Consider the following 23757-nt stretch of genomic DNA (forward strand, 5'->3'; position numbering starts at 1 on the left):
GGGCCCGGGCCGGGGCCGGGGCCCGGCGTGGGTCCCGGTGGTACGGGGTCGGGGAACGGGTGGGTCATGGTTCCTCCAGCGGGTCGGAGGCGGGTCGTGGCCGGGGCCGACGGGGGGGGCGGGCCCCGGCCGTTTCCACTCTCTCCCGCCTCGCGTGCCCACGCTCGGCGAGTCCACGCGTCCACTGCTCCGAAGGCGTGGCGGCGCGGGTCTTCGCGGTGCGGGTGGCCGCGATCGGCGGGCGCGGGCGGCCGCGGTCAGCCCTTGGTGCGGCTGAGGCGGACGACGGGGATGTCGCGGCTGGTCTTGCGCCGGTAGTCGGCGTACGGGGCGAAGATCTCGACGAGATGCGGCCAGACGCGTTCCTTGTCCTCCGCCGAAAGGGTCTCGGCGCGGGCGTCGAACCGCTCGGTGCCCACGCGCAACCGGACGTCCGGCTCGTCGCGCAGGTTGACGTACCACAGCGGGTGCTCGTCGGCGCCGCCGTTGGACGCCACGATCAGGTAGTCGTCGCCGTCGCGGCCGTAGATGAGGACGGTGCGCCGCCACTGCCCGGTGCGGCGGCCGCGGTAGTCGAGCAGGAGGCAGGGGGCGCCCTGGACGGTGGTGCCCTTGGTGCCGCCCGACTCCTCGTAGAGACGGGCCTGTTGGGCCACCCAGCCCGTCGGGCTGATCACGGCTTCTTCGGGTGAGGTCATGATCGAACCCTAGGACGGGCGACCGGCTCCCCGCCTCATGCCTGGGGCTGATCCACGGCCGGTTCCGGCTCCCGCGGCCCGCGCAGCCGCGCGGCCGCGCGCAGGCCCGTGCGGGGGCTGGCGAGCACGGGCACGGCGGCGGTCACGCGGTCGGCGGCGTCGGCCATGGACGCCTGCGCGAGGACGACGGCGTCGGCCGATCCGGCGATCTCCTCGACGGCGTCGACGACCAGCCGCAGGAACGCCTCCCGGTCCCCCGCCTCGAACCGCTCCCAGGCGCCGTCGACCAGGACGGTGCGTACGTCGACGGGGCGGCCGGCGCGCTCGGCCTCCTCCGCCACCAGGGCGCGGGTCGGCTCCAGGGTCGAGGCGACCGTGGCGACGACGGCGACGGTGCCGGTGCCGGTGCCGGACGAGCCCGCCCGCACCGCCGCGGCCGCCATCGGGCGGTCGACCCGGAGCACGGGCACGCCCACGGCGGCGGCGTGGGACTCGGCGATGCCGCCGATGGTCGAGCAGGTGCACAGCACGGCGTCCGCTCCCCCGGCGGCGGCTGCGACGAGCGCGGCCCGGACGTCGTCCGCGACGGCGTCCGGGCCTTCGGCGCGGGCGCGGGCGAGCAGGTCCTCGTGGACGGCGTGGCGCAGCGCGAGACCCGGGTGGTCCGCGTCGCGCAGCGCGTCGAAGACGGGGACGTGCACCGTCGAGGTGTGCAGCAGCGCCAGCGTCACCATGCCGAGGGGTCCTCCTTGGCCTTGGCGAGCGCGGCCTCGACGAGCGGGGCGGACGGGACCGGGGCGGCGCCCGGGTGGAGTTCGGCCCACTTGGCGACGTACGGACACAGCGGCACGACGGCGAGGCCCTCGCGGGCGGCCGTCGCGTACAGCTCCCGGGCGAGGGCGCCCGCGATGCCGCGGCCCGCGTGGGCCGACGGCACCTCGGTGTGCACGGGCACGAGCGCGGGCCGGGGCGTGCCGAGCGTGAAGTACACGATCTGCCCGACGGTCTCGCTGCCCCGCTCCGCGTTCAGGACGCCTTCGCCCCGGTGGTCGCGGATGTCGAAGTCCCTGCCGGTGTCGGTCATCATCACCACTCCTCTGCACCGTTCCTCTTCGAAGTGGCCCGGCTCCGCTATGAGTTGCCCGGCTTCGTTACGAGTTGACCCGTCTCGTTACGAGGTGACCCGGCTCGTTACGAGGTGACCCAGCCCCGTGCCCGCGCCAGGTCGACGACGCAGGCCCGCACCTGCTTGATCTGATCGCCCGTCAGCGAGCCCACGGAGTCCAGCAGGGCCTCCGTGAGGTCCCGCGTGAACGCGTCGGCCGCCGGCGCGGTCCGCTCGCCGGCCGGGGCGGGCGCGGACCGCACCGCCAGGCCGCCGCGCGGCAGTTGATGCGAGTTCGACTGGTGGACCAGGCGGATGTGGGAGGCCTTGGGCCCCTTCTCCCCCATCTCCATGAAGAACTCGACTTCGCTTCCCTCCTGGTAGAGATACTTCTCGTCCACCAAGTCGTTCGCGTGCATGAAGACGTCCTCGTCGCCCACCTCGGGGGCGATGAATCCGTACCCGCGGACCTCGTCGAACCGCAGGACCTTCCCCGCCGTCAGCCCGTCCATTGCCACCACACCTCACAGCCACCACACGACGGCATCACCCTGTGTGAGACCGCCACAGCCGAATGAACCCCGTATCCCGATCCCGGTGGATCGGTGTCCGGATGAACCTGTAGTCCGAATCTACCTTGCGGCGCGCCTCCGCGGCGACGCCGGCCGACCGCGCCTCAAGTGCACCCGCCGCACCCCAAGTGCTCCGTGAGCACGGCCTCCGCACCGGCGACCGCCCCTTCGACCGATCCGGGGTCGGGTGTCCAGCAGTCGCTGACGATGTGCACCGCCTCGCCGGGCAGCGGGGTGCGGACCCGGGGTGCGACGGCGTCGGGGTCGTGCCCCGGGCGCCACACGTGCCACGCGCCGTCGTGCGGCGGGCTGCCCCAGTCCTGCGCGAGGGCGGACAGCGGGGCCTCCAGGTGCGGCAGGCCGTGCATCCGGGCGAGCAGGCGGTGGGCGTGCCCGGCCCTGGCGCCGGGCTCGCGCAGGGCGCCCCACTCCCTTCCGGCGGGACCGCTCGGGTAGGCGGCGAGCAGCAGCGCGGGGCCGTCGTCGCGGGCGGGGCCGGGCGGCGGGCAGGTGCCGCCGTACCAGAGCTGCCGCAGCGGCAGGTCGGTCGTGGCGCGCCCGCGCGTCATGCCGAGCCGCTGCCACCACGCCGTCCGGTACAGCAGGAAGAGCTTGTGCGCGGGCACGGCCTCGACCGCGGCCAGGTCCGCGCGCAGCCGGGGTGTGAAGGGCAGTCCGTCCTGGTCGAGCCGGAGCAGCGGTCCCTGCGGCAGGGCGAGGACGACGGTGCGCGCGTGGACGTGGACGCGTTCCCCGGTGGCGCGGCCTTCGGGGTCCTCCAGGGCGAAGGTCAGGCGGTAGCGGGCGGGGCCCGGGGGCGGGGCGTCGTCCGGCACCGCGCGGCCCGGGGCTCCCGGCGTCGCGCGGTCGACGCGCAGGAGCCGGTGTCCGAGGCGGAGGCTGCCGCCGGCCGCCGTGAACCGGTCGCACAGGGCGAGCGGAAGGCTCTGCATGCCATGCCGCAGCGTCACGTACTCGGCGTCGGGTGGGGTGCGGAACTGGATGCCGAGTTGTTCGGCGGCGTTCTCGCCGCTGGAGACGATGTCGTAGCCGCCCGTGTCGTGGAGGAGCGCGAGGGCCTCGGCGCCGAGCACCGACCGCAGGGCCTCGGGGTACGTCGCCTGCCTCAACGGGCGCCCGTCGAGGGCCACTTGGTCGCTCCCTCTGCGGAATTCGGCGGCGCATCGCGCGGCCCGGCACGCGTCGCCCTGTGCCAGCGCCTCGTGGTGGGACCGGCGCAGCTCGGTGAACCCGGGGACGAGCGTGTTCGCCGCGCGCAGGACCAGCTCGCCGGGGCTCAGGCCGCGCTCGTCGTCCGCCAAGTCGTACGGGAGTGCCGCCGGGTCGGTCAACTGGCTCTGGCGCAGGCTCACTCCGCGTACGTGGACGAGGTTCTCGGGCCGGCCGAAGTCGAAGGGCACCAGGTCGGAGGCGAGGCCTGCCTCCTGGACGACGTCGAGGACCTGCCGCAGTCCGCGGTGCAGGCGCATCGCCCCGAGGTCGGCGATGAGCCCGTCCCCCATCGGCTCCGACCACAGCCGGCCGCCCACCCGGTGCGTGCGCTCGAAGAGCGCCACCTGTTCGGGCCGGAATTCACCGGCGCGTTCCCGGTGACGCGCGAGACGATGGGCCACGAGAGATCCACCGATTCCCGCGCCGACTATCGCGACGTCAAGCCAGGGAACGGCCGGAAACTGCCGGTGAGTTCGCGCGGGCGCCCGCGTATCCGTGTTTGCCACTGCATGGTTTACCGCGCTCTCTTGTTGATCTACAGTCGCGTTCACGTACACGTCTTAGCACATTCGGTTCCCCCTTCCCTTTTCGGACCGGACCGCACGTGTGAGCACTCCTGAGCGCGCTGGAGAGAAACTCATGATCTTCCGCAAGGATGTCGTCGCCGAAACCGCGGACGCCTATGGCACGTTGGCCGCCTACTTCCAGGACGTACGGTCGTTCTTCGAAGTCCTCAGCGTGCGTTTCAGCCTGCCCGAGTACGGGGTGCGGCTTCGCCCCATAGCCGGGAACGAACTGTTCTCGAATGCCAACAGCTATCTGCTCTCCGACGACAGTTCCTACCCGTACTACCTGTGGCTGCCGAGCTGGCTCGGCCGTTTCTACATCGACGCCGACCGGATCCCCGAGGGGCGGCGGGCCGACGACGTGAGCACGGCGCACGCCCGGCACATCGCCTTCGTCTGGCCGTGGCTCGGCTTCAACGACGCCTACGTGAAGGACGCCGGAGAGCCCGAGTGCTGGTTCGGCGTGGCCGACCCGCGGCCGCAGGATCCGGGCGAGACGGTGCGCACCACCGCGCAGAGCCTGTTCAACCACTTCCGTCTCGAGCACACCCTCGACGGCGCACACCACGGCTGGCTGACCGGCCACTTCACGCCCAACTCGGCGATCGGCTGCAACCTCGCGGGCCGCTGGCACCTGCGCCGGGTGCCGCTGTCGGCGCTCACGAGCTACTACGAGGTCGAGAAGAACGTCATTCAGCCCCTCGGGGAGAAATTCAGTGAGCTCGCGGGCCGTTCGGCCGGTTCGGAGGGATCGGCGAGTTCCGACCCGAGCCGTCGACTGTGCGATCGTGAACACCCCAGGGAGCACCTGCTCGTGAAGCAGCCGGGCGATAGGGGTTGTTGAGGGGTGCCGTGGGGCTATCCGAACCCCGCGTACCGCAGAACAATCTCACACGTCCGAGGTGCCAAGACGAGAGGTGACCCATGCGAGGAATCGACAACAGCATGTCCGCCATCACATTGAACTCCGTCCACCTCGAAGGCGGTCCGAGCACGCTTTCCGGGACTGTCGTCCTCGCCGATCTCAACGAAGTGATCTGCTCCACGGAGAAGATCAAGATTCGGCTCGGGAACGGTTATGAGCACTACGAGTTCATCGACGCCCCGGTGCGCTTCCAAGCGGCGGAAACCCACGACGAGGAATCCGGCCCCCTGAAGCTGCGCTGGGTCGGCCGCACAAAAATCGCCGAGTAGGCGGAATGGATTGGACGGAGTAAGGCGAGAGCCCGGCTTCGGATAGCCCCCCCCACGAGAATCGTGCCCCACCGCATTGCGCGGTGGGGCACGATTCTCGTGGGGGTCGTCGGTCAGTCGCGTCGGCCGCGCGGGGCGTACGAGCCGCCCTGGGCCGGAACCGGCGGCTGATGGTGGGATCCCGCGTGCGGTGGCACACCCTGCCGCGGCTGCCGCGGCCTGATGCGGCGCGGCCACCACGCGGCCCGCCCGAACAGGGCGGTGAGCGCGGGCGTGAAGAACATCGCCATCACGAACGCCCCGATGACGATGCCGAAGGCGACCGCGAACCCGATCTGGGCGAGCGAGACATCGCTGGCGAGCATCATCGACGCGAACGAACCCGCGAGGATCACACCGGCCGCGGCCACCGTCGGGCCCGCGTGCTGGATGCTCTTGGCGGTGGCCTCACGCGGGCCGAGCCCTTCCTTCGCCTCTTCCCGCAGCCGCGCGACCATCAGGATGTTGTAGTCGGTGCCGATGGCGACCACGAACAGATACATGATGACGGGCAGGAAGAACGTCAGGCCCGACTGCCCCTGGATCTGCTGGAAGAGGAGCACGCTGGCGCCGAGCGTGGCACCGAAGCCGAGCGCGACCGACACCATCAGATAGATCGGCGCGACGATGCTGCGCAGCAGCAGGCCGAGGATGAGCATGATGAGCGCCGCCGCGGTCGGGAAGACCACGGAGAAGTCCCGGTTGACGGCCTTGTTGATGTCGACGAACACCGACGTGACGCCGCCCACCTTCGTCTCGGTGCCCGGCGGGGCCGCTTCATGGGCGGCGGTGCGCAGCGGGCCGCGTACGACGTCCATCGCCTCGCGGCCGTTGGGGTCCATCGTCAGGACGGCGTTGAACTCGGCGGTCGTGCCGTCCTTGCTGAGCTGGGTGCGCGAGGCGCTGCCCACGCCCTTGACCTGCTTGAGCTCGGCGATGAAGGCCTTCATGTCCGCGTTGCGGAGCTTCTCGCCGTTGGTGGAGCGCATCAGGACGGTGCTGGGGTTGGTGCTGCCCGCCGGCAGGTCCTTGCTCATGGTGTGCAGCGCGACCTGCGACTCCTTCTTTGAGTTCTCGTCCTCCTGGCTCGCGAACGTCGGCTTGTAGCCGAACGCGCCCAGGGCGAGGACGATCATCAGCACTCCGGAGCCGATCACGAACAGTCCGGGGCGGCGCGCCACCGACTTGCCGACGGCCTCGAAGCGGGCCGCGCGCGGCTCCCGCTGCCACGACTTCGACGGCCAGAACACCTTCGTACCCATCAGCGAGATGATCGCCGGGATCAGGGTGAGACTGGCGAGCAGGGTCACGCCGATGGCGATGGCGAGGGCCGGGCCCATGGAGACCAGGAAGCTGAGCGAGGACAGCAGCAGCGCAAGGAAGCAGACGATGACGGCTCCGGCGGCCGAGGCGATGGCCTCACCGACCCGCCCGACGGCGGAGATCATCGCGGTCTTCGGATCCTCACCGAGCCGCAGCCGCTCCCGGTAACGGAACATCAGGAACAGGATGTAGTCGGTGCCGACGCCGAAGAGCACCACGATCAGCAGGGACGACACCGAACTGTCGGCCTTGAGGTGGAACTCCTTGGCGGCGATCGCGATCAGGCCGTTGGCGATCTGAGAGACCAGCGTGATGCCGACGATGGTGAGGACGGTGATCGTCGGACTGCGGAAGATGATCGTCATCAGGACGACGATCAGGACGATGGTGCCGATGAAGATCAGCCCGTCGGCCTTCTTGGACGCCTCCTCGTTGTCGAGCTGAGTGGCCGCGTCACCGGTGACGCCCACCTTGAGCCCCGAATCGGCGACGAGCGGCTTGAGGTCGTCGCGCATGTCCTCGACCGCGTGCTGCTGGCCCTTGTCGCCCGCCTTCACGTCGGCCATCGACACCATCACCGTCTGCACCTTCTTGTGCGGCGACGGCGGCGCCGTGATGACCTGCTCGACCTTCTCGTACTTCTTGGCCGCGAGCGCCTTGCCGACCTTGGTGACCTCGGCCGAGTCGGCCTTGTCCAGGGGCTTGCCGTCCTCGCGTGTGAACACCACGATCGCCGAGGGGCTGAAGCCCTTCGGGAACGCCTTCTCCTGGATCTTCTGCGCCTGGATCGACTCGTAGTGCTTGGGAAGGAACTCTGCCTGATCCGTTGTGGTGGTCAGCGACGGGGCGTAGCCGATGACGGCCGCCCCGGCGATGAGCCAGCCGATGATCACCAGCCATCGGTGGCCGACGACGAAACGTCCTAGTGCTTTGAACACGGTTCCTTCCTCCACTCCGGAACACACCGGAGTACTTGGTCTTTCAGGGGCTTTGTGGGGTCAGGGAAGTTCCGTCGGCGTATCGCAGAACGGTCTGAGCAGGCCCGGCAGCGCCGCCTCCGCGAGGCCGAGGCCCTCGGCGACGCCGATGTCGCGGATCCGCACCGCGCCCTTCCCGGCGGCGGTGGTGGCGGTCAGCGTGCACAGCCCGGCGCGTCGCTGCGGGTACGACTGCCTGCCGGTCCAGCCGACGATCCGGTCGCGCCTGAGCGCCACCGTGCGGCGGACGAACGTGCCCTGCCGTACGACGAGGTAGTCGCCGTGCAGCGCGTGTCCGAGGCCGCGGTAGGCGTCCCATGCGAGCGGGGCGCCGCAGGCCGCGGTGAGCAGGGCGGCCGCGGCGACGGTCCACCAGGGCAGCAGTCCACTTGCCGCACCGGCCCCGGCCAGGGCGGCCGCCGCGGCCGGGGCCAGCAGGCATCCGCGCACCAGACGGCGGCGCAGTGCGGGCCGGGGGTGACCGCGCAGCGCTGCCCGGGTGATCGGCGAAGTCGTCTCGTCGAGGACGTCCGCCGTGATCCGGTGCGCGGAGTCGAGCGGCGCGGCGGGCATCAGCTGCGCCGGGTTGGAGAAGCGGGCGCTGTGCCCGCCGAGCCCGGTGGCCAGGAGGTTCAGCCGGGCCGCGGCGAGCAGCCGCAGCGGCAGCGGCCGGGTGAGCTCCACGCCGCAGATCCGCCGCTCGGCCACGGACACCGACCGGGAGGTGAGCAGTCCGCGGACGAGGTGCAGGGAGCCCTCCGGTTCGCGTTCGAGGCGGTATCCGTACCAGGCCTCGGCGAAGGTCACCAGTGAGCCCGCGACGCCGACGGCGAGCAGCACCAGCGCGACGACGGCGACGGCCAGGGCGGGCGGCACGGAGGTCAGCCAGTCCCAGACGTCCCGCGCGGTGCCGCTGTCGGTGAGGTCGAGGCCGAGGGTGTCGAGGAGCTTGGAGGCGCCGGTGACCACGGCCAGGACCCCGGCGACGGTGGTGACGGTCAGCGGCGCGTACCGGGCCCAGGACCAGCGCAGCCGCGCGAGCGGCACGGGCAGCGCCGGGCTCGCGGCGGAGCCGTCGGGGTGCGTCGCGCCGCCGCGGCTCAGGAGCAGCGCGCGGAACTGGAGGGCCTGCTCGCGCGAGATCCCGTCGAGCACCAGCTCGTCGTCCTCGCTGCGGGCGGTGTGCTGACCGGTGCCGACCTTGACGGCCGCGAGCCCGAACAGCCGGTGCACCGGGTTCGCGGTCAGGTCGGCGCTGCGGACGCGGTCGCGGGGAATCGACTTGTCGGTACGGAAGAAGAGGCCGGAGTGCAGCTCGACCTTGCCGTCGGTGATCCGGAAGCGGGTGGTCCGGTAGCGCACCCACTCGTGGCCCGCCTGCACGCCGGCCACCACGATGTAGGAGCCGAGCACGATCAGGCCGTGCGCGTTGAGCAGGTCACGGGCCACGAAGATGGCGCCGAGCAGCGGCACCGCCGGGCCCACGAGCCAGCTCACGCTGACCACGATCATGCGGGGGTGGAGCCGCTGCCATGGCTGTCCGGCGTCCGGCTGCGGCGATTCGGGTGCGTCGAGCACCGGTGTACGCGTGCTCACGTGCCGTCCTCGTGCAGGGCGCGGACGCGCTCGGTGAGGTCCTGGACCAGGGCGGCGGCGAGGTCCTTGTCCAGGCCGTCGATGGTGACCGGGCCCGCCGCGGACGCGGTCGTCACGGTCACGGCGGACAGGCCGAAGAGCTGCATCAGCGGGCCGCGCTTGGTGTCCAGGGTCTGGATGCGCGTGAAGGGCACGACCCGCCATTCGCGGGTGAGCCAGCCGGACGTGGCGCACACGGCCTCGGTGCTCGCCTCCCACCGGTGCACGCGGTAGCGGTACCAGGGGGTGAGCAGCGCGTAGCCGACTCCCAGCGGGCACACGACCGCGAAGGCGGCCCACGACCAGGACGGGGCGTCCGGTAGCAGCGCCAGGGCCGCGAGCCCGGCGAGGACCGGCACGACGACCAGCAGGTTCTGCGTCAGCCACCAGTGGACGGCACGCCGGTCCGGGCGGCGGCCGGGCCTCGGCTCCGCGAGCAGGCGCGGCACGGCGGCGTCAGGGACCGCCTCCGGCCTGTCTCGTGGTGTCTGCCGCATCTGCTGTGGCACTGCCCCTCCGGCCCCTTGGCTGTTCTCTCCGGAACAGCCAAACAAGCGGGGCGGCGAGGCAGGCAGAGCGGTTCGTGTGGAGTGGAAGCGACCAAGGTTGCAACTTCAGCGGCGCGCTACCCACTTTCGTACGCTCCGCTGTTTCGTAGGGACCACGTCTGCTTCCGGGGCGCGCGGGCGACAGTAGGGTGACCGCGTGATAGGGCCGATTCGATGGTTGGGCCGCAGCGCCGTTCAGGACACCATCCTCGTCGCCACACTCGTCGCACTCAACGTCTTCGTCGCCTTCTGGAGCGGCTTTCCCCGGGAAGAGGATCCGCGGTTTGGGCCGTGGGCGGGGTTGGGGTTGCAGGTGGGTGTGGTGGTGGTGTTGGTGGTGCGGCGGGTGTGGCCGTTGGTGGTGTTGGGTGTGGCGACGGTGTCGGCGGTGTTGATGTCGTTGTCGGTGTGGTGGGTGCCGGGGTTGTTGGTGACGTCGGTGGATGGGTCGGGGGTGTGGGTGCCGTTGGCGGCGCCGTTTGCGGCGTATTCGGCGGTGGTGTATTCGTCGCGGCCGCGGGGTGCGTGGGTGTTGACGGGTGTGTTGACGCTGGTGGCGACGCGGTTGTGGGAGTTGTCGTTTGCGGTGGCGGCGTCGGGGGTGTTGTTGACGGCGGTGCCGGCGTTGTTGGGGATGTATGTGGCGGCGCGGCGGGGGTTGATTGTGGCGTTGACGGAGCGGGCGGAGCGGGCGGAGCGGGAGCAGTTTTTGTTGGCGGAGCGGGCGCGGGCGGAGGAGCGGGTGCGTTTGGCGGGGGAGATGCATGATGTGGTGACGCATCGGGTGTCGTTGATGGTGTTGCAGGCGGGGGCGTTGCGGGTGGTGGCGTCGGATGAGCGGGTGCGGGCGGAGGCGGAGGGGTTGCGGGCTGCGGGGTGTCAGGCGTTGGAGGAGTTGCGGGATTTGGTGGGGGTGTTGAGGTCGCCGGAGAGTGCGGCGGGGTTGGTGGATGCGGGGTCGGGTGTGGGGTCTGGTGTGGGTGGGTCTGGTGTGGGGTCGGGTGTGGGGGTGGGTGATTGGGGGTTGTCGGTGTTGGTGGAGGAGTCGCGGGCGGTGGGGGTTGAGGTGGAGTTGAGTGAGGTGGGGGATCGTTCGGTGTCGTCTCCGGTGGTGGCGCGGACGGCGTATCGGATTGTGCAGGAGGCGTTGACGAATGTGCGCAAGCATGCGCCGGGGAGTGGGGTGCGGGTGGAGGTGCGGTATGAGGCGGATCGGGTGCGGTTGAGGGTGCGGAATTCGGCGCCGACGGCGGTGGTGGACCGGGAGCTGGCGTCGAGTGGTTCGGGGAGTGGGTTGAAGGGGCTGCGGCAGCGGGTCGAGCTGGTGGGCGGGACCTTCGAGTCCGGACCCCGCCCCGACGGCGGCTTCCACGTCAAGTCGGTGCTGCCCACGTACGTTCCGACGACGGTGACCTGGATCCGCACGGACGGCCCGCCGGCGCCGGCGGGCCGGGCCTTCAACGAGTGACGCGCCGGACCGCCGAACGGTCACGTCGCGTACGCGGGCAGGTCGGTAGGTCGCGTACGCGGCAAGCGGGCAGGTGAACATAGGGGTGGGCCGGAACCTTGGTTCCGGCCCACCCCTATGTTCGACGTGAGGAGTACGTGGCCACCGGGGCCCGCGGCCCTCAGCGGGTGACGAGACCCGCGTCGTAGGCCAGCAGTCCCGCCTGCGTTCTGTTGGTGCACTCCAGCTTCACGAGCATGCGGGACACATAGCCCTTGACCGTGGCCTCGCTGAGGAACAGCTTCGTGGCGATCTGGGCGTTCGACAGGCCCTCGCCGAGGCAGGTGAGGACGTCCGTCTCGCGCTCGGTGAGCTTGCCGACCAGCGCCTTGGCCCGCTCGCGCGCCGCGTCCTCGTCGGACGAGGCGGCCACGATGCGGCGCATCGCGACGGGCGAGAGGACGGTGTGGCCGTCGGCGGCGACCCGGACGAGCCCGATGAGATCCTCGGGCGGAGTCGATTTCACAAGAAATCCGCTCGCACCGCTCCGCAGCGCCCGCATCACATACTGGTCGGCGTCAAATGTGGTGAGCGCGACGACCTTTGGCGGCTGGTCGAGTTTCATGATGCATTCGATCGCCGTGAGGCCGTCCACGCCCGGCATCCGCAAATCCATGAGGACGAGATCGGGGCGATGCCGCATCACGGCCTCCACCGCGGCGGCTCCGTCGTGGGCCGCGTCGACGACGTCGATATCCTCGGCCGAGCCGAGAATCGTTCTCAAATGCGCACAGACCATGGGTTCGTCATCAACGACCAGCACCTTTACGACTTCATGACCCATGTCGACAGTCTATCCATGGGGACCTTCCAGCGGCAGTACGGATTCGACGTGGAAGCCGCCGTCGGGGCGGGGTCCGGACTCGAAGGTCCCGCCCACCAGCTCGACCCGCTGCCGCAGCCCCTTCAACCCACTCCCCGAACCACTCGACGCCAGCTCCCGGTCCACCACCGCCGTCGGCGCCGAATTCCGCACCCTCAACCGCACCCGATCCGCCTCATACCGCACCTCCACCCGCACCCCACTCCCCGGCGCATGCTTGCGCACATTCGTCAACGCCTCCTGCACAATCCGATACGCCGTCCGCGCCACCACCGGAGACGACACCGAACGATCCCCCACCTCACTCAACTCCACCTCAACCCCCACCGCCCGCGACTCCTCCACCAACACCGACAACCCCCAATCACCCACCCCCACACCCGACCCCACACCAGACCCACCCACACCAGACCCCACACCCGACCCCGCATCCACCAACCCCGCCGCACTCTCCGGCGACCTCAACACCCCCACCAAATCCCGCAACTCCTCCAACGCCTGACACCCCGCAGCCCGCAACCCCTCCGCCTCCGCCCGCACCCGCTCATCCGACGCCACCACCCGCAACGCCCCCGCCTGCAACACCATCAACGACACCCGATGCGTCACCACATCATGCATCTCCCCCGCCAAACGCACCCGCTCCTCCGCCCGCGCCCGCTCCGCCAACAAAAACTGCTCCCGCTCCGCCCGCTCCGCCCGCTCCGTCAACGCCACAATCAACCCCCGCCGCGCCGCCACATACATCCCCAACAACGCCGGCACCGCCGTCAACAACACCCCCGACGCCGCCACCGCAAACGACAACTCCCACAACCGCGTCGCCACCAGCGTCAACACACCCGTCAACACCCACGCACCCCGCGGCCGCGACGAATACACCACCGCCGAATACGCCGCAAACGGCGCCGCCAACGGCACCCACACCCCCGACCCATCCACCGACGTCACCAACAACCCCGGCACCCACCACACCGACAACGACATCAACACCGCCGACACCGTCGCCACACCCAACACCACCAACGGCCACACCCGCCGCACCACCAACACCACCACCACACCCACCTGCAACCCCAACCCCGCCCACGGCCCAAACCGCGGATGACCCTCGTGGTGGGTCTCGTTCCAGACGGCCACGACGACGTTCAGCACGATCAGGACGGTCAGCAGGACGATGTCGGAGGAGGTGGGGCGCAGCGAGGGGCGCTTGCGGGACCGCTTGACGGAGGACTGGCCGGAGGATTGGGCAGAGGGCTGGTCGGGCGCCTCCGGGGTCGCGTCGGACCGCTGCTCTCCGGTTGTCCTTGCTGGCTGCACGACAAGCCCACCCCCGTACATGTCGGCTTCGCGCTCAGTGGGTCGTGGAGAGCTTAATGCGTACCGCCGCCAGACCGTAATCCCGGCTCTGACCTGGGACTTTAACGCCCTCTTAGCGGCTTTCGTGAGCTCCGTGCGGTGCCCGGGCCGCCACGGCCGTGCAGCTGCGCCGGGCGGCGCGCCAGGTCCACGAGAGGGGGAACGCCGTACTCGGTCACTACTTTCGTCGGTAGTGGTACCTACGTTTCCCTCTGCCCCGCCATGGGCCCGCACTGGTTGAATAGTTCTTGTTGGCAGAGCGAGAAGCACAAGACTGCTCACCCGAACAGAAATTTTGAGGAGCGACATGCTGTGGGTCGGCATCGTCCTGGCGGTTCAGGGATTCGGTTCATTCCTGACCGAGCGCATTTGGGACACAAAATTCGGTGTCACGGCATTGCTGGGCGATGACACGCCCTCGTGGGTGAGCCTGGTGATCGGTGTAGTGGGTCTCGTCGTCCTCGCGTTCTGCGCGAGTTCACGTTCCCGTAAGGCCGTTCACAACTGACCGTTCACAACTGACACAACGAGCGCCCCCTCCCCCAAGGGTGCTTCCCCCCTCCCCTGCTGCTGCGGGGGACACAGATTCCCGGTGGCCGGTTCTCCCCCGTAACTGGCCACCGGGTTTGTCATGCCCGTGAAACATATGGCGGCAAAAGCGGCTTGGCGGGGAGGTCACCACGTACACACGCGTGGTGACCTCCCCGCCAAGAGTCTTTTTATGAGGCCTTGAAATCTACGAGACCTTGAAATCTATGAGGTCCTCGCAGCTACGAGGTCCTGGAAGCTACGAAGTGAAGTGCGCCTTGAGGAGGGCGATGACCTCCTGGGCCTGGTCGGTCAGATAGAAGTGGCCGCCGGGGAACACCTTCATGTCGAAGGTGCCCAGGGTGTGCGGCTCCCAGGCGCGCGCCTCGTCGAGGGTCGTGCGCGGGTCGTCGTCGCCGACCAGGACGGTGATGGGGCTGCCGATCTGCGCGCCCGGCTCGGCCCGGTAGGTCTCGATGGCGGTGTAGTCGCTGCGGATCGCGGGCAGCACCATGCGCAGCACCTCGTCGTCGCCCAGGATCCGCGGGTCGGTGCCGCTGAGGCTGCGCATCTCGGCGATGACGCCGTCGTCGTCGCGCTGGTGGACGTTCTCGTTCCGGTGGCTGGAGGGGGCGCGGCGGCCGGAGGCGAAGACGTGCACCGGGGCCCGGCCGTTCTGTTCGAGACGGCGGGCCACCTCGAAGGCGAGCACGGCTCCCATGCTGTGGCCGAAGAAGGTCAGCGGCAGCGACGAGTCGTCGTAGGCCAGCAGGGCCTCGGTGGCGCGGTCCGCCAGTTCCGCGATGGTCTCTATGCCCTTCTCCGCATGGCGGTCCTGCCGGCCGGGGTACTGCACGGCGACCACGTCGGCGACCGGGCTGAGGGCGGCCGAGACGGGGAAGTAGAAGGTGGCCGAGCCGCCGGCGTGCGGGAAGCAGACGAGACGGGCGGTGGCGTCGGGCGTGGGGTGATAGCTGCGGACCCACAGGTCGGCGGCGGCTGTCGTCATGACGGGGTTCCCATCGTGGTCATCGTAATCTCGGCAGGACGTAAGGGTGGAGCAGGAGTTGAACGTACCGAAGGCGGGCCGTGGCCCGCCTTCGGTACGTGAGCGGTGTACGCCCGGGTTCACTTGAGCGGGAAGCGGACTTCACCGGCCACGATCGGGTTCGCGTAGTTCTTGCTGGAAATCTTGATCCGGTTCAGGGCGAGACCGGTCAGCGCCTCGAAGACGGCCCGGCGGGCGTTCATGGCGGTGGAGTAGCCCGCGTCCAGGTGGGGGGCGACCTCGACCACGTCCATGCCGATCAGGTCGGTCTCGTGCGCGATGCGGCGCAGCGCGGTGAACAGTTCGCGGGTGGTGAGCCCGGCGGGCTCGGGGGTGCCGGTGCCGGGTGCGAAGGCGGGGTCGAGGACGTCGATGTCCAGGGACAGGTAGACGTGGTCGGCGACCGCGCGGGCCTCCTCGATGACCTTGTCGATGACGGCGGCGAAGCCGATCCGCTCGATCTCGGCCATGAAGTGGGAGCGCATCCCGGCCCGGCGCATCCAGTTGAACAGCTGGTCGTCGGGGCCGGAGATGGTGCGGATGCCGACCTGGATGATGTTCGGTCCCGGCACCATCTCCTCGTCGATGAGGCGCCGGATCGGCGTGGTGTGGGTGGCGCGGTGCCCGAACAGCTCCTCGTGGCAGTCGGGGTGCGCGTCGAAGTGGATGACGGCGATGGAGCCGCGACCGTGCACCTCCGACAGGGCGCCGACGCTCGGCCACAGCAGGGAGTGGTCGCCGCCGAGCACGACCGGCCGGGCCCCGACCTCGGCGATCTCGCGGACCAGGCCGCGGATGGGCTCCATGGACCGGGTGATGTCGAAGGGGTCGACGGCCGCGTCGCCGTAGTCGACGACCTTGAGGATGTTGAACGGGTTGACGCGGGTCGCGGAGTGCACGAACCCCTCGGGCGTGCTGTAGAGGTAGCGCTCGTCGGCGCGGATGGCGCGCGGCCCGTAGGCGGCGCCCCGGTGTCCGCTGGAGACGTCCACCGGGCAGCCCACCACGGCCACGTCGACGCCGCCGGCGCGCAGGTCCTCCTGGGTGAGGGCGAGCGGGACGCCCATGAAGGTGGGCACGCCCGAGTAGGACGGCTGGACGTAGTAGCGGCGCAGGTCGATGGGGCCGGGGTCGCGCCGGGGGAAGGTGGAGCGATCGACCTCCCGCCGCCAGGCCTCGGACTCGGGTGTCTCGCTCATCTCTCTCCTCGGATACGCAAACGCTTCGCTGTGATTGCCACGATGGGCCGTCGTTAGCCTGCGGGCCGTCGTGGCTGGTCGCGCAGTTCCCCGCGCCCCTTCGGGGCGCTGCCGGTGACGGGCAGCCGGGTGCAGCCGCTGATCACCGGCGAGCTGCGGCGCCGCACCGGCCCGGCGACCCGCAGGTCGGGCAGCCGTTCGGCGAGGACGCGCAGCGCGGTCTCGCCCTCCATGCGGGCCAGCGGGGCGCCGATGCAGTAGTGGATGCCGCCGGAGAACGACAGGTGCTCGGCCGGGTTCTCGCGGGTCAGGTCGAAGCGGTCGGGCTCCTCGTACGCCTCGGGGTCGCGGTTGGCGGCGCCGATGAGGACGACCACGGAGCTGTTGGCCCGGATGTGGTGGCCGGCGAGCGCGATGTCCTCGTGCGGGACGCGCTGGGCCTGCAGGGCGGGCGAGTCGTAGCGCAGGGTCTCCTCGACGGCGCGCGGCGCGAGGTCCGGGTCGTCGCGCAGCAGGTCCCACTGGGCGCGGTCGCCGGTCATGGCGAGGACGGCGTTGCCGATGAGGTTGGTGGTGGTCTCGAAGCCGGTGACCGCGAGGACCGTACAGAAGGCGAGCAGTTCCTCGGTGGTGAGCTTGCCCTCGCCGTTGGCCACGGTGAGGCGGCTGATGAGGTCGTCGCCGGGGTCCTTTGCGCGCAGCGCGATCAGTTCGGTGAAGACCTGGTCGAGGTCGTCGACGGCGCCGCGGAACTCGCGGGCCATCTTCAGGGACTTGACGCCGTCGATGACCGGCCCGACCTTGCGGCCGGCGCGGATGAACCGCTCGTGGTACTCCTCGGGCACGCCGAGAAGTTCGCCGATCACCAGCAGGGGCAGCGGCCCGGCGAAGTCCTCGATGAGGTCGAAGCCGTCGCGGGCGGACAGCTGGTCGAGCAGGCCGTGGCACAGCTTCTCCACCTGGACCCGGTACTTGCTGATCATCCGGGGGCCGAAGGCGGGCTGCGCGAGGCGGCGCAGGCGGGTGTGGTCGGGCGGGTCGAGGCCGAGGATGGAGCTGTTCCAGGGGATCTCTTCCATCATCTCGTGCCCGGGCACGCCGCCCTGCTCGCGGTTGAGGAACAGGGCACGGTCGCGCAGGATCTTGCTGCCGAGCTCGTGGCTTCCGGTGACCCAACTGCCCAGGTGGCTGCGGTGGATGGGGCCCCGCCGACGGACCTTCTCGTACAGCGGATACGGGTCCTCGCGGCCCTGGAGGAGATGGGTGAACGGGTCGCCGAAGAGGCCGAAGGCGCGCAGGATCGCGCGGGTCGCGCCGAGCTTGGCGCTGAACTTGAACCCGGCCGACTTGCTGTCCATGAGCGTGGCCATCACTGCTCCTTGTGCGCGGAGGACGAGGCGGCGGACCGGGCGGAGGGCCGGGCGGGCCTGAGGGCCTGCTCGGGCCCGAGCGCCACGACGTCGAAGTGGCGGGTGGTGATGTCGAGGCGGTGGATGAGCCGGTCGGGGCCGGTGACGTGGACCGTGCGCACGCCCTGGTCGCGCAGGGTGTCCACGACGGGATGCCAGCGGACCGGGTGGTCGAAGGTGTCGAGGAGCAGCGTCCGCATCTGGTCCGCGCTCGTCACCAGGGAGCCGTCGTGGTCGGCGACGACCGGCAGTTCGGGGTCGGCCAGGTCGAACTTGGCCAGGACCTCTTCCTCGGCGCGGGCGCGCAGGCCCGACAGGGTCCGACAGTGCGCGGGCGGCTTCATCGAGTACAGGGAGTAGCCGCCGACGGCGCTGATGCGGCGCTGGAAGGACTCCAGGACCTGCTCGCGCATCGTGACCATGTGCATGCCCTCGTCGAGGTGGCCGGAGACCTCGTGGAACTCGCCGCGCTCGGCCAGTTCGCCCAGGACCTCCTGGAGCGCTGACTGGGGCACGCGGGTGAGGGTGAGCGTGACCAGGTCCTGGTGCTCCTCCTCGAAGAACCGCTGTTCGCAGAGGGCGAGTTCATGGGTGAGGCGGACGGCCTCGGTGAACGGCAGTGCCCCGCTGAACGCGGTCGCCGCCTTCTGGCCGAAGCTGAACCCGGCGCAGACGTCGGGCTCGAGGCCCTGGGTCTCGACGGCCCGGTCGGCCAGGGCCACCGAGTTGATGAAGAACGCGACCTGGGCGAATTCCCCGAAGTCCGTTCCCGCCGTGCGGAATCCGTCCAGGACCGAGCGGCCCAGTGCCTCGTCGGCGGCGGCGAGGCGCTTGCGCACGAAGGGGTCGATCATCATGAACTTGCCCACGTCGGTGAAGCGCGAGGGCCCCATGCCCGGAAACACCACGGCGCTGCGTGCCTGGTCGGTCGTCATCATGTCCGCTCTGTCTGGTCCGTCGGGTGGTTCTGGTGGTACGTGGGGGGGGGCTGCGCCGGTCTCCCGGGAGCGGCCGGCCGTTCGCGCAGGGGGCAGTCGTACGCGAACGGGGCCGCACCCGGGGGGTCTCAGGCGGAGGCGGCGAGTTCCTCCGTGGCCCGCTCGGCGGCCCGCTGTTCCAGGGCGCGCCGGTCGGGCTTGCCGTTGCGGTTGAGGGGGAAGCTGTCGATGACGACGACCCGGTTGGGGTGCTCGTACGAGGGCAGGGCGTCCTTGATGCGGGCGCGCCACTCGGCGGCCTCCCGGCCTGCCGGGTCCTCGACGAAGAAGACGAGTTCGCTGCCGCGGGCGTCGTCGGGCAGGGCCACCACCTTGACGGCGCAGCCCGCCACCGCGGCCTTCCGCTCGATGATCTCCGGGTAGAGCGTGTATCCCATGCGGTGCACGGCGAGCTTGCGGCCCGCGACGAAGAGGTTGCCGTCCGCGTCGAGGTGACCGAGGTCGCCGGTGCGGTACCAGCCCTGCTCGACGGGGGCCAGGGTGCCGTCCTCGGCGAGGTAGCCGGCCATCATGTCGGGGGTGTCGACGACGAGTTCGCCCATCTCGCCGGGCGCGAGGACATTGCCGTCGTCGTCCTGGACCGTCAGTTCCAGGCCCTTCATGACGCGGCCGCAGGCGACCGGGTTGTCGATGGTGGCGAAGGCGATGTTGCCGAGTTCGGTGCTGCCGTAGCTGTCGAGCAGCGGCTTGCCGAAGTCCTCGACGTACGCGTCGGACAGCGCCGGGTCGAGCGGGGCCGCGCCGCTGCAGAACATGCGCACGCCCCCCAGGGCGGCGCGCACGTCGGGCTGGCGCCGGGCGAGGTTGAGCATGCTGCGGTAGGTGGCCGGGGTCGCGTCGACGACGGTCACCCCGCACTGGCCGCCCATGAGCAGCGACCGGTCGAGCCGCCGGTGGGGCGCGACGACGAGGGAGCACTCGGCGAGCCAGGCGATCAGGACCATGGACAGGCCGTACTGGTGGGCGAAGGGCAGCAGCGGCAGCAGCACATCGCCCTTGCCGTGCCCCATGTGGTCGGCGTTGCGCCGCAGGTTCTCCAGGAAGCGGCCGCCGTTCTTCACGACGCCCTTGGGGGTGCCGGTGGAGCCGGAGGACCACATGATCAGGCCGTCCGGCAGGGCGCACCACGCGTCGAAGTCGAGGGCCGGCTCGGTCGGGACCAGGCCGGACGCCTCGACGAGCAGCTTGTACAGGTAGACGGCGTCGCGGGTCTCCGCCGGTACGGGGGCGTCGTCGTCGTACAGACAAAGCCGGGCGCGGGTGCGCTCGACGATGCGCGCGGTCTCGCGCGCGTGCTCCTGCTGGTCGACGAGCACGATGGAGGCGCCGACGTGCATCAGCGCGAAGAACGCGTTCAGCCAGGCCGCCGAGTTGCCGGCCTTGAGCAGCACCCGGTCTCCCGGCCCGACGCCCTGTGCGCGCAGGACCATCGCGACCCGCAAGGTGTCCTGCTCGAATTCGGCGAAGGTACGTGCCGAATCCCCCGTGAATATGTTGGGTGTCATCAAAGCCGCCCCCTTTCCCAGTTCTGAGAATCTTCGGGCACGATAAGGACGATAAGGTCGAGCTTTTCTCCCGCCCCGGTCAAGTCGCCGAGGACCTAGGGTAGAAGTTATTGAGCCCGCCTGAGCAGCAGAACCCCTATCTTCCCCCTAGCGGCCCCTGAGCAGTCGACTTGCCGCTTTCAGGGGCGAGCTGACGGGCCGTGCCAAGCGCTACCTTCGACGGTGTTTACGCCCTGTATCGCATAAGCCGCGGAGGCCCCGGTGGGAGTTCGGACGCAAGCCGGTCAAGTACCGGACCAGGAGCAGGATCAGGAACAGAATAAAGAGCAGCCGGGAGCGACGGCAGTCCAACAGGGGGAAAAGCCGCCTGCGGAAGGGGCACGGCCGCCGGAAAGTTCCGCGCCGCCGCCCTTCGCCGGTCGCTGGGTCGGCGCGGTCGCGGGCGCGTCCGGTCTGGCGCTGCTCCTGGTCAGCACGCGCTACGGCTTCCAGGGCGACGAGCTCTACTTCCTGGGCGCCGGGCAGCACTTGAGCTGGGGGTACGCGGACCAGCCGGTGCTGCTGCCGCTGCTCGCCCACGGCATCGACGCGCTGACCGGCGGCTCGCTGTTCGCGCTGCGGCTGCTGCCCGTGCTGCTCACCGTGGCGGGCGCGCTCGTCGCCGCCCTCATCGCCCGCGAGTTCGGCGGGGAGCGCCGCGCGCAGCTCCTCACCACGGCCGCCTACGGCTTCGCCCCGGCGGTCCTGATCAGCGGGCACGCGCTGTCCACGATGGCCGTCGACCTGTTCCTGTGGACGCTGGTCAACTGGCTCCTGGTGCGCTGGGTGCGCACCCGCGAGGACCGGCTGCTGCTGTTCGCCGGGCTTGCCACGGCCCTTGCCCTGCAGGGCAAGTATCTGATCGTCGGCTTCTGGGCGGTCCTGGCCGTGTGCCTGCTCGTCGTCGGCCCGCGCGAGCTGCTGCGCCGCAAGGCGCTGTGGCTCGGCGCGGCCGTCGCCGTCGTCACCTCGCTGCCCGGCCTCATCTGGCAGGCGCAGCACGACTGGCCGCAGCTGGAGATGTCCTCCGTCCTCGCCGACGAGGGCATCCTCGGCGGCCGCGCGGGCTTCCTGCCATATCTGATCGTCCTGTCCGGCGGCGTGTTCACCGTCGTCCTGGTCTACGGCCTGGTGCGGCTGTTCCGCTCGCCGCGGCTCGCGCCCTACCGGTTCCTGGCGTGGACGTTCCTCGGTCTGACGGCCGTTTTCCTGGTCACCGGCGGCCGGCCCGCGTACGTGGTGGGCGCGTTCGCGCCGCTGTGGGCGGCAGGCGCGGTCGAGCTGGCGCGCGGAGGCGGTGCCCGCTGGTGGCGGTGGCTGGCCGCGTGGCCGGTCGTCGCGCTGACGGCGCTGGTGACGGTGGCGCTGTCACTGCCGGTGTATCCGGTGTCGCAGGTGACGAAGACCGAGCAGCCGGACAACAACCCGATGACCGCCGAGACGCTGCGCTGGCCCAAGCTCATCGACGCGGTCGACAAGGCGAACCGCTCGCTGCCCGAGGCCGAGCGGAAGCGTGCCGTGGTGGTCACGCAGTACTACCAAGAGGCGGGCGCCGTCGACCACTTCGGCCCCGACCGCGACCTGCCGCCCGCCTACAGCGGCCACCGCGGCTACTGGTACTTCGGCGCACCGGCCGACTCCTCGGGCCCCGTCCTGTACGTGGGCTCCGACGTGGCGAAGCTCAAGCCGTACTTCTCGACGGTGAAGAAGGCGGCGACGGCCGCGGGCGGCCCCGGCGAGAGCTTCGTCGACGGCGTTCCCGTGTGGGTGCTCGACGGCCGCAAGAAGCCGTGGTCCAAGATCTGGCCGGACTACGGGCACCTGTCCTGATCCCCCTGAGGGACCGCACGGCGAAGGGCGAAGCGCTCGGCTGGGGTTTCCCGGCCGAGCGCTTCGCGTGGAGCGCCCTACTTCGGTGCCTGGAAGCCGCCGATCCGCTGCTCGAGCAGTTCGGCAAGACGCAGCGGGGTCCGGTCCTCGTACATCGGGCCGATGAGCTGTACTCCCACCGGCAGCCCCTCGGGGGACCGGCCCGCCGGCACGGCGGTGGCGGGCAGACCGGGCATGGTGGCCACACCGGCCCAGACGAGCTGGTCGAAGTACGGGTACTCGACGCCGTCGATGTCGAGCCGGCGTTCCCTCGGATCGGGGTGGTGGTCGTGCGGGAACGCGGGAGTGGGCGTGATGGGACACACCACGGCGTCGAACTCGGCGAAGAGCTGCCGCCAGCCGTTGCGGTGGAGCTCACGACGGCCGTGCGCCGCGACCCAGTCGCGGTGGCTGAGCACCATGGCGCGCAGCCGTGCCGCATCGAGGCTCTGGTCGTCCGCGCTCAGTCCGGCGGCGCGCGTCCGCAGCTCCTCGTACGCCTCGACGGGAAAACGCGCGACGGTGCTCGAGAACATCAAGTGGAAGTAGATCGTGGCGGCTTCGGCCAGGTCGGGCAGCAGCGGACTGTGCCGCTCGACGCGGGCGCCGCCGTCGGCGAGCGCGTCTGCCACCCGGTCCACGCCCGCCCGTACGGCGGCCCCGGTCGGAATGCAGGGATGCTCGTCGAGGACCAGGACCCGGAAGTCGCGGAGCCGCTCGTGGCGCGCGGGCGGCAGCCTCAAGTCGTGCGCCACACCGGACGTCAGCGGGTCCGGTCCCGCCATGACGTCGAGCAGGAGCGTGAGGTCGCGGGCAGAGCGCGCCATCGGACCGACGACGGCGAGGTCGGCTTCGGTGGGCAGGGCCGGTGCGGGCGGCGGGACCATGCCGCGGATTGCCGCCAGTCCGAGTGTCGGCTTGTGGGCGTAGACACCGCAGAAATGGGCGGGGGTGCGCAACGATCCCGCGAGGTCGGAGCCGATGGACAGGGCGCCGAATCCGCACGCCAGGGCCGCCGCCGAGCCGCCGGATGATCCGCCCGACGTACGACCGTGATTCCACGGGTTGTTGGTGGTTCCGTAGATCTCGTTGAAGCTCTGGATGTCCTGCAGCCCCACGGGCACATTGGTCTTGCCGAGCACCACGGCGCCCGCGGCCTTGAGGCGCGACACCTGCACCGCGTCCTCGGCCGGCAGGTGGTTCCGGTGCGCCGACATGCCCCAGGTCGTGGGCAGCCCGGCGACGTTGTACGACTCCTTGACCGTCACCGGAATGCCGAGCAGCGGCCGGTCCTCACCGCGGGCGCGCGCCCGGTCGGCGTCGCGCGCGGCGTCCCGTGCACGGTCGAAGTCCGGCACACAGATCGCGTTGATGTCCTTGTCGTCCCGCTCGATACGGGCTATCGCCTCGTCGGTCAGCTCCGCCGACGTCACGTCACCGGCACGCAGAGCAGCCGCGAGTTCTTCGGCCGTCAGATGGTTCCACTCCATGTTTTGGTCCATGTTTTGGACCGTATAGGCCCTTCTGAGAGGCCAGAAAATGCCGCTTCGCGCAACCACCGTGCGCCAGGGGCCCTGCCCCCG

The 23757-nt window shown here is 70.5% G+C and carries 21 protein-coding genes; 5 read left to right on the top strand and 16 right to left on the bottom strand.

Annotated features, from left to right (window positions below):
* Nucleotides 1-257 precede the first annotated feature (257 nt).
* The 5 genes from AC0KTA_RS04005 to AC0KTA_RS04025 all read right to left on the bottom strand — a co-directional run bounded on the left by AC0KTA_RS04005 (nt 258) and on the right by AC0KTA_RS04025 (nt 4165).
* Nucleotides 258-698: a nitroreductase family deazaflavin-dependent oxidoreductase gene (locus tag AC0KTA_RS04005; RefSeq protein ID WP_481053692.1), complete on the bottom strand. Its 441-nt coding sequence runs from the start codon at nt 696-698 to the stop codon at nt 258-260.
* A gap of 35 nt (nt 699-733) precedes the next feature.
* Complete coding sequence (locus tag AC0KTA_RS04010) at nt 734-1432, bottom strand: aspartate/glutamate racemase family protein (RefSeq protein ID WP_481053693.1); 699 nt, start codon at nt 1430-1432, stop codon at nt 734-736.
* Entirely contained in the window at nt 1426-1785 is a 360-nt protein-coding gene (locus AC0KTA_RS04015) for a GNAT family N-acetyltransferase (protein ID WP_481053694.1), read from the bottom strand. The genes AC0KTA_RS04010 and AC0KTA_RS04015 overlap by 7 nt, the downstream gene beginning before the upstream one ends.
* Before the next feature lie 104 nt (nt 1786-1889).
* The gene (locus AC0KTA_RS04020) at nt 1890-2315 is read right to left on the bottom strand and encodes a cold-shock protein (RefSeq protein WP_481053695.1); all 426 of its coding nucleotides are present in this window, start codon (nt 2313-2315) and stop codon (nt 1890-1892) included.
* Between the two features lie 164 nt (nt 2316-2479).
* Nucleotides 2480-4165: a flavin monoamine oxidase family protein gene (locus AC0KTA_RS04025; protein ID WP_481053696.1), complete on the bottom strand. Its 1686-nt coding sequence runs from the start codon at nt 4163-4165 to the stop codon at nt 2480-2482.
* A gap of 82 nt (nt 4166-4247) precedes the next feature.
* Here AC0KTA_RS04025 and AC0KTA_RS04030 point away from each other — a divergent pair, with 82 nt between their 5' ends.
* Together AC0KTA_RS04030 and AC0KTA_RS04035 are read left to right on the top strand one after the other, a co-directional pair.
* Nucleotides 4248-5018, top strand: coding sequence for a hypothetical protein (locus AC0KTA_RS04030; RefSeq protein WP_481053697.1), 771 nt, complete (start codon nt 4248-4250; stop codon nt 5016-5018).
* 101 nt (nt 5019-5119) lie between these two features.
* Nucleotides 5120-5368 (top strand): DUF5988 family protein, encoded by a 249-nt coding sequence (locus tag AC0KTA_RS04035; RefSeq protein ID WP_481053698.1) that lies wholly within the window; start codon nt 5120-5122, stop codon nt 5366-5368.
* A gap of 113 nt (nt 5369-5481) precedes the next feature.
* Here AC0KTA_RS04035 and AC0KTA_RS04040 read toward each other — a convergent pair whose 3' ends face one another.
* The 3 genes from AC0KTA_RS04040 to AC0KTA_RS04050 are packed head-to-tail and all read right to left on the bottom strand — an operon-like array spanning nt 5482 to nt 9851.
* Nucleotides 5482-7668, bottom strand: coding sequence for an MMPL family transporter (locus AC0KTA_RS04040; RefSeq protein WP_481053699.1), 2187 nt, complete (start codon nt 7666-7668; stop codon nt 5482-5484).
* Nucleotides 7669-7728: 60 nt separating this feature from the next.
* The gene (locus tag AC0KTA_RS04045; RefSeq protein WP_481053700.1) at nt 7729-9303 is read right to left on the bottom strand and encodes a PH domain-containing protein; all 1575 of its coding nucleotides are present in this window, start codon (nt 9301-9303) and stop codon (nt 7729-7731) included.
* Nucleotides 9300-9851: a PH domain-containing protein gene (locus AC0KTA_RS04050; RefSeq protein WP_481053701.1), complete on the bottom strand. Its 552-nt coding sequence runs from the start codon at nt 9849-9851 to the stop codon at nt 9300-9302. The genes AC0KTA_RS04045 and AC0KTA_RS04050 overlap by 4 nt, the downstream gene beginning before the upstream one ends.
* A gap of 196 nt (nt 9852-10047) precedes the next feature.
* Between AC0KTA_RS04050 and AC0KTA_RS04055 the strand changes: the two genes are divergently transcribed.
* Nucleotides 10048-11358: a sensor histidine kinase gene (locus tag AC0KTA_RS04055; RefSeq protein ID WP_481053702.1), complete on the top strand. Its 1311-nt coding sequence runs from the start codon at nt 10048-10050 to the stop codon at nt 11356-11358.
* Between the two features lie 160 nt (nt 11359-11518).
* Here the strand turns inward: AC0KTA_RS04055 and AC0KTA_RS04060 are convergent, their stop codons facing one another.
* Both AC0KTA_RS04060 and AC0KTA_RS04065 read right to left on the bottom strand, forming a co-directional pair.
* On the bottom strand, nt 11519-12181 hold the full coding sequence (locus AC0KTA_RS04060; RefSeq protein WP_481053703.1) for a response regulator transcription factor: 663 nt from the start codon (nt 12179-12181) through the stop codon (nt 11519-11521).
* 9 nt (nt 12182-12190) lie between these two features.
* Nucleotides 12191-13540 (bottom strand): sensor histidine kinase, encoded by a 1350-nt coding sequence (locus AC0KTA_RS04065; protein ID WP_481053704.1) that lies wholly within the window; start codon nt 13538-13540, stop codon nt 12191-12193.
* A 346-nt stretch (nt 13541-13886) separates the two neighbouring features.
* Between AC0KTA_RS04065 and AC0KTA_RS04070 the strand changes: the two genes are divergently transcribed.
* Nucleotides 13887-14087: a hypothetical protein gene (locus AC0KTA_RS04070; RefSeq protein ID WP_481053705.1), complete on the top strand. Its 201-nt coding sequence runs from the start codon at nt 13887-13889 to the stop codon at nt 14085-14087.
* A 279-nt stretch (nt 14088-14366) separates the two neighbouring features.
* Here the strand turns inward: AC0KTA_RS04070 and AC0KTA_RS04075 are convergent, their stop codons facing one another.
* The 5 genes from AC0KTA_RS04075 to AC0KTA_RS04095 all read right to left on the bottom strand — a co-directional run bounded on the left by AC0KTA_RS04075 (nt 14367) and on the right by AC0KTA_RS04095 (nt 20266).
* Nucleotides 14367-15116, bottom strand: a complete 750-nt coding sequence (locus tag AC0KTA_RS04075) for a thioesterase II family protein (protein WP_481053706.1) — start codon at nt 15114-15116, stop codon at nt 14367-14369.
* Nucleotides 15117-15235: 119 nt separating this feature from the next.
* Complete coding sequence (locus tag AC0KTA_RS04080) at nt 15236-16354, bottom strand: agmatinase family protein (RefSeq protein ID WP_481053707.1); 1119 nt, start codon at nt 16352-16354, stop codon at nt 15236-15238.
* 53 nt (nt 16355-16407) lie between these two features.
* Complete coding sequence (locus AC0KTA_RS04085) at nt 16408-17724, bottom strand: cytochrome P450 (RefSeq protein WP_481053708.1); 1317 nt, start codon at nt 17722-17724, stop codon at nt 16408-16410.
* On the bottom strand, nt 17724-18701 hold the full coding sequence (locus tag AC0KTA_RS04090; protein WP_481053709.1) for an ACP S-malonyltransferase: 978 nt from the start codon (nt 18699-18701) through the stop codon (nt 17724-17726). Before AC0KTA_RS04090 ends, AC0KTA_RS04085 begins: the two co-directional genes overlap by 1 nt.
* 128 nt (nt 18702-18829) lie before the next feature.
* Nucleotides 18830-20266: a class I adenylate-forming enzyme family protein gene (locus AC0KTA_RS04095; RefSeq protein ID WP_481053710.1), complete on the bottom strand. Its 1437-nt coding sequence runs from the start codon at nt 20264-20266 to the stop codon at nt 18830-18832.
* A gap of 261 nt (nt 20267-20527) precedes the next feature.
* On the opposite strand from AC0KTA_RS04095, the gene AC0KTA_RS04100 reads away from it, so the two are divergent.
* Nucleotides 20528-22135 (top strand): ArnT family glycosyltransferase, encoded by a 1608-nt coding sequence (locus AC0KTA_RS04100; RefSeq protein ID WP_481053711.1) that lies wholly within the window; start codon nt 20528-20530, stop codon nt 22133-22135.
* Between the two features lie 77 nt (nt 22136-22212).
* Here AC0KTA_RS04100 and AC0KTA_RS04105 read toward each other — a convergent pair whose 3' ends face one another.
* Nucleotides 22213-23664, bottom strand: coding sequence for an amidase (locus AC0KTA_RS04105; protein WP_481056302.1), 1452 nt, complete (start codon nt 23662-23664; stop codon nt 22213-22215).
* Nucleotides 23665-23757 lie beyond the last annotated feature (93 nt).

This window comes from Streptomyces sp. Y309, assembly GCF_056712025.1.